The sequence below is a fragment of the Gammaproteobacteria bacterium genome, assembly GCA_011375345.1.
Classification (GTDB): Bacteria; Pseudomonadota; Gammaproteobacteria; order DRLM01; family DRLM01; genus DRLM01.
Map to the genome: position 1 here is coordinate 1 of DRLM01000082.1, position 5,802 is coordinate 5,802.

The following is a 5,802-nucleotide window of genomic DNA, read 5'->3' on the forward strand; positions in this document are numbered from 1 at the left end:
CCGGGCAGGACTCGACGAAGGCATCCCAGCGGGAAAAGTCTGCTGCTTGCAATTGCCGTATCTGCATGGTTCATGCGCCCTTGTCGGCTTGTGGTTTCAGAAATACCTGGTCCATCCGGCCCCAGCGAAAATCCCGCAACAGGCGCTGCAGGCGCGCCTGCATGCGCCCCAGGTTCAGATAATGGCGCACGCGGGTCTTCAGGCCGATGCCCTGCATGCGCGGCTGCCCGGGGTCGATCTCCCAGGGATGGAAATAAAACATCCCCGGCTGCCCCTCGCGGCGGTTGATGTGCCGCAGGGCCCAGCGCGACCAAGTGTAGGGCAAGAGGCGGAAATAACCGCCGCCACCGCAAGGCACGTTGTGGTTGAAGAAGGTGGTGGTGGTGACCGGCACCTCCAATATGCCGTGCTCGCCGTGGGGCCGGAAGGCAAAGCGCGGCGCCTCGGGCATGCCGTAGAGGTCGTGGCGGATGGGATAGATGCTGGAGCTGTAGCGGTGCCCCTCTTCCTGCAAGACCTCCAAGGCCCAAAGATTGTTGGCGCCGATGGAATAGCTGGGGGCGCGGTAGCCTTTGACTTCCTGGCCGGACAGATCCTCCAGCAGGGCTTTGGTGCGGCGCACGTCAGCGCGAAACTGCCCGGGAGTCATCGCCGTCACCCGGGTGTGGTCCCGGCCGTGGCTGGCCAGCTCGTGGCCCTCATCCACAATGCGTCGGATCAGGTGCGGAAATCGCTCCGCCACCCAGCCCAGGGTGAAGAAAGTAGCCTGCACGCCAGCGGCAGCGAACAGCTCCAGCACCGCGCTGGTATTGGCCTCAACGCGACAGGGCTGCCTGTCCCAGGCGCTGCGGGGGATGTAAGGCTCCAGGGCGGACACCTGGAAGTAGTCTTCCACGTCCACACTCATGGCGTTGATGACGGTGTTATCCATAATCCCCGCGGGATGTCTCCCCCGCTTCGTCCTTTTCATTTGATTGCAGGGCGGCGTCAGAACACGCTTACGCGCACGCCGTACCCGGCGCCGCTCCGGCCAGGTCTCCGGCCAATATCGCAGCAATGCGTTCGGCGGCGCGGCCGTCCCACAACTCAGGGACACGGCCCGCCTTGCCGCCGCTGGTGAGCACCTCTTTGAAGCAGGCGCGGATGCGTTCGGGATTGATGCCCACCAGGGTGTTGGTACCGTGTTCAATAGTGATCGGCCGCTCGGTGTTTTCCCGCAAGGTCAGACAGGGCACACCCAGAGCGGTGGTCTCTTCCTGCATGCCGCCGGAGTCGGTCAGCACCAAACGGGCACCCCGCATCAGGCCCAGCATTTCCAGATAACCCACCGGCTCCAGCGGAAAAATATTTTCGCCGTCCAGATACCCCGCCAGACCGGCGGCCTGGATGCGGGACCGGGTGCGCGGATGCACCGGAAAGGCCAAAGGCAGATCGGCGCCCAGCTCACGCAACACCTCAAGCAGGCGTTTCAAGGTGGCCGGGTCATCCACATTGGACGGCCGGTGCAAAGTCAACACGCCATAGGCTCCGGCAGCGAGACGGGTGTTTGCCCAACCGGCCCTGGCGAAAGTCTCACCCGCCGCAACGGCGCGTTGCCTGTTCCTAAACAAGGTGTCGATCATGACGTTGCCGACAAAATGCATGTTCTCATCGGCCACACCTTCACGGCGCAGATTGTCGTGCGCCAGGCGCTCGGTGGTAAACAGCCAGTGGGACAATTGATCGGTGAGCACGCGATTGATCTCTTCCGGCATGGCCCGGTCATAGCTGCGCAGACCCGCTTCCACGTGGGCCACGGCCACCCCTTTCTTGGCCGCCACCAGGGCACAGGCGATGGTGGAGTTCACATCCCCCACCACCAGTATGGCATCGGGTTCTTCTTCGTCCACCACCGGCTCAAAACGCCGCATGATTTCCGCGGTTTGTACCGCGTGGCTGGCGGAACCGACCTCCAGGTGGATGTCCGGCATGGGAATGCCCAACTGCTCAAAAAAACGCTCGTTCATGGCCACATCGTAATGCTGGCCCGTGTGCACCAGGCGCACGGCAAGAGGCGATTCCGGCGCCCTCAATGCGGCCATGACCGGCGCAATCTTCATGAAGTTGGGCCTGGCCCCCGCGATGCACAGCACTTTGGCCATTGTCGCTCTTACTCCGCGTGTTCAGTTTGAACCCGGGCGCGCAGCTCGCGCCTGATCCAGGCATTTTGCCGTTCCAGCTTTTCTTCCATCACGGCGAGCCGCTGCTCAAGCACGGCCAAACGGCTCATCACATCCCGCGATGCCAAAACATCAGCGGATGATGAGGCCGGAACCTGCGCCCCCGCATGACCCGCGGGGGCAGCATCGCGCGCCCCGGTCTCCTGCTGCAGTTCTTTGGAAACAGTCGTGACATGACGCGCTTCGATCTGGTGCACATCCTCCAGGCAGCCGAACAGCAAGAGGCGATCGCAAACGGAGTTGATGCGACGTGGTATGCCACCGCTGAACTGATAGATGGCGGTGTAGGCATCCTCGGTAAAGGCAGGATCATGATCCCATCCCACAATTTTCAAACGGTGCTCAATATAGGCGCGGGTCTGCTCCGCATCCAGCGAATCCAGATGATAGGCGGCAATAACACGCTGCCGCAGCTGCTCCATGCCCGGTTTTTGCAGGGTGCTGCGAAACTCCATCTGCCCCAGCAGAAAACTTTGAAACAGCACTCTGCCCCCCAGTTGGAAATTGGACAGCATGCGCAGCTCCTCCAGGGACCGCGGCGGGAGGTTCTGGGCTTCGTCCACCAGCAACAGCACCCGCTTGCCTTCCCGCGCCCGCGCGGTCATGAAGGTCTCGAGATTTTTGAGCACCGTTGCCTTGTCGAGATTGTCGTGCGCCAGGCCAAAACTGGCCGCCACCATGCGCAAGGTGTCCTCCGCCTCCAGCTGCGTGGTCACCAACTGGGCCGCCACAACGTTCTCCCGGGCAAGATCCCCAAACAAGGTACGCACCAGCATGGTTTTGCCGGTACCGATATCGCCCGTAATGACGATGAATCCCTCGCCCTGGTTCAAACCATAACGCAGGTAGGACATGGCCCGTTTGTGACCCGGGCTGCCGTAGAAAAAGCGGGGATCGGGACTGAGTTGAAAAGGCCGGGTTTTTAGCTTGTAGAACGCCTCGTACATGGTGCCTTCCCTAAAAATTGATGGTCATCCGTGCCGTGATGCGATTCTCTCGATAGGAATCGCGCCCTTCCGATGGGTTGCTGCGCGCATGGCGATATTCCAGCGAGCTGGTCACATCCCGGCCGGTGGACTGAAACAAACCCACAGCCAGCTGCCAGGAATCGTCGTGGCCCTGTCGTACTGAGGAGCTGCTGCGAAGCCAGTTCCCGCTCAGGCGCGATGAGGTCCGTCTCGCGAAGCGCCAGCTCCAGGACGCGTTCGCACCCCGCACTGTATCGCGCCTCAGGCTCAGCTCATACTCCCGCCGCTCGTCAAAAAGCGCAAAGATGTAATTGCTCTTGGCCGTCGTCGTCACCACGGTGAGCCGGCCGCGCTTGCTCAGAAACTCTTCATCCGTCAACGCAAAGACATTGGACACCAGCACGATGGGCTGGCCGGTGGTGGGGTCGATGATGGGATTGCCATCGATATCAACCAGCGCAAAAACCTGCTGACCCGCCAGCTGCAAAGTCTGAACATTGGTGCTGGTTTCAGTGTAACTGCCCAGCCAGGTGGTCCGGCGCAAGCGGTAGGAGAGGCTGGCCGTCCAACTGTCGCCCGGGTTGAGACCCAGGTCAAACTTACGGTAACCGAGCTGCAGATTCAGGCGGCGGGACGGGCTGATGCGCATGCTCACGCTGTCAAGATTGTGACCACGAGTCGCCTCGAAAGAAAAATGGCCCGACGGCACCCACAGGAACCCCCCGCTCCAGTACTCGCCGTTGCGGACACTGCGCGATGTGGCCACATCGTTGTTTTCGTAGCCGCCCTGGGCCAACAGACTGAAGTGTTCAAAGAGCCGGTAGCGCAGGGAGCCGCTGCCGTTTTCCCGCACGGAATCTGTCTGGTCGCCCCGGTCCAGCTCGCTGCGATGATAGGCGAACTGCCATAGCAGACGGGAAAAGCCGCGGCCGCTGGCAAGCGTCGCACTGTAACCTTCCGAACGCCCGTCAGACAGCATGTTCCCCTCCTGTTCCACCCAACCCACGTCATAGCGGAGCGCGGCATCCGCAAAGCGTCCAAGGCGGAATCTGGCGTAGGGGCTCACGCCATAGGTGAACACATCGGAAGTGCTGCCGGGGGTGATACGGTCTGCTGCCACCGACCGGTCCGGATCGACGATCTGCTGGGAAACCGTGCTTTTCGCGTCGATGAAAAAATGGTCCCTGATCACCTCCGCCGAAGCCCGTGCATTCAGCTGATGCCTGGTGTTGTTTCGATCGCTGTCGTTGCCGTAGAGCAGGTTCTGCAGGCGGTAGGCGGCATCCATTTTTATTCTCGCCCCCTCCCTGCTCGCTCTTATTCCGGGCGTGATTTCCGTCACCCACTCACTTTCGGTACGCCCGGCCGAACTCAAGGTGAGGTTGTCCGTGTATATTTCGCCCAGTACCAGGGAGCTCTGCCATTCCCAAGCCGCGGCGCGGACAACAGTCCCATATATCACCAGCACAAGCCCGGCGAACACAGGCCAGCCATGCACCACCCGCGCCCGGGAATCAGCCCTCCCCCTCGCTGTCATCGTTGTCAGTCGTCAGCCGCGCCGTAGCCACCGTACCCGCCATAGCTGTAATACGGATAGTCAGCGCCAAAGGGCCGGCGGGTTTTGTTCAGGACCAGCGCGGTATATTGCTCCGGATCCAGCAACGCCAATGCTTCCTTCAGTTCTTCACGCTTGGTCCGGTCCGATTCCACCACCAGCACGATTTGCCCGACCAGCCCGGCGAGCACCGCCGCCTCGCTGGTCGCCAACAAAGGCGGTGAATCGAATATCACCACACGGTCGGGATAACGCTGCGCCAGTTCGTCCGCCAGGCAACGCATGCTTTCGCTGGCCAGCAGTTCTGTAGAATGGTGATGGCGACGGCCGGCGGGAAGAATTCTCAGACTCGCAAGATTGGTTTTCAGCATCAGTTCCGACAGGGCCTTGTCCTGATCGGCCAGATAGTCCACCAGACCGGCCGAACCGGGGATGCCCAGGATCCGCGCCACTGAGGGTTTCGCCACGTCGGCATCCACCAACAGCACCGTACGGTCGCGCTCGATGGCGATACTCATGGCCAGATTCACCGCGGTGAATGTCTTGCCTTCATTGGGCCGGGAACTGGTGACCATGATGAGATTGCCGTGAGGAATGTTCAACGCCCCCTGCCCGAAGGCATTCATGAGCAAAGGGCGTTTGATGTGGCGGAACTCCTCGGCAATCTGGCTTCTTTCGCTGTCAGGAGTGACCAGACCTCCCAGGCGCAAACGGGCGAGGTCCAGGTCTACCTGGAGCGTCTCACCTTCACCGCCTTCCCGCGGCGAGGCTTCTTGCCTGACATCCGCCTGTTCGGGAATATCCTCCAATTCCTGGTCGCGGATAAACTCAGGCTCTTCCGGGTTGTACCGCCCAAGCCGTTCAACCGCTTTTTCTATGGTACTCATATCAGGCCTTTCAGTTTGGCCAGCACGTCAATTTCCAGTGTCTGCACAGCCAGGACCGCACCATACAGACCCAACAAGGCGATGGTCGTCACGGCAAAGGCCACGAGACCCAGCCGGCGCCGGCGCCGTTGCTGTGGACTCCATATCATGGACACCCCACCCAGGACCGGCAA

At 61.3% G+C, this 5,802-nt stretch carries 5 protein-coding genes; all 5 read right to left on the reverse strand.

The genetic code is table 11. From position 1 onward, the window contains the following. Positions 1-70: 70 nt before the first annotated feature. Positions 71-931 (reverse strand): DUF3473 domain-containing protein, encoded by an 861-nt coding sequence (locus tag ENJ19_06220; GenBank protein HHM05323.1) that lies wholly within the window; start codon positions 929-931, stop codon positions 71-73. A gap of 67 nt (positions 932-998) precedes the next feature. Further along, positions 999-2,141, reverse strand: coding sequence for a UDP-N-acetylglucosamine 2-epimerase (non-hydrolyzing) (locus ENJ19_06225; GenBank protein HHM05324.1), 1,143 nt, complete (start codon positions 2,139-2,141; stop codon positions 999-1,001). 8 nt (positions 2,142-2,149) lie between these two features. Next, the gene (locus tag ENJ19_06230; protein ID HHM05325.1) at positions 2,150-3,166 is read right to left on the reverse strand and encodes a DUF2075 domain-containing protein; all 1,017 of its coding nucleotides are present in this window, start codon (positions 3,164-3,166) and stop codon (positions 2,150-2,152) included. Positions 3,167-3,176: 10 nt separating this feature from the next. Then, positions 3,177-4,724, reverse strand: coding sequence for a TIGR03016 family PEP-CTERM system-associated outer membrane protein (locus tag ENJ19_06235; GenBank protein ID HHM05326.1), 1,548 nt, complete (start codon positions 4,722-4,724; stop codon positions 3,177-3,179). 5 nt (positions 4,725-4,729) lie between these two features. Further along, positions 4,730-5,629, reverse strand: coding sequence for a tyrosine-protein kinase family protein (locus tag ENJ19_06240; GenBank protein ID HHM05327.1), 900 nt, complete (start codon positions 5,627-5,629; stop codon positions 4,730-4,732). Positions 5,630-5,802 lie beyond the last annotated feature (173 nt).

What these genes read in the sequence shown, in the direction of transcription:
- ENJ19_06220 (HHM05323.1), bottom strand. Translation starts at nt 931, where the DNA reads ATGGATAACACCGTCATCAACGCCATGAGTGTGGACGTGGAAGACTAC.
- ENJ19_06225 (HHM05324.1), bottom strand. Translation starts at nt 2,141, where the DNA reads ATGGCCAAAGTGCTGTGCATCGCGGGGGCCAGGCCCAACTTCATGAAG.
- ENJ19_06230 (HHM05325.1), bottom strand. Translation starts at nt 3,166, where the DNA reads ATGTACGAGGCGTTCTACAAGCTAAAAACCCGGCCTTTTCAACTCAGT.
- ENJ19_06235 (HHM05326.1), bottom strand. Translation starts at nt 4,724, where the DNA reads ATGACAGCGAGGGGGAGGGCTGATTCCCGGGCGCGGGTGGTGCATGGC.
- ENJ19_06240 (HHM05327.1), bottom strand. Translation starts at nt 5,629, where the DNA reads ATGAGTACCATAGAAAAAGCGGTTGAACGGCTTGGGCGGTACAACCCG.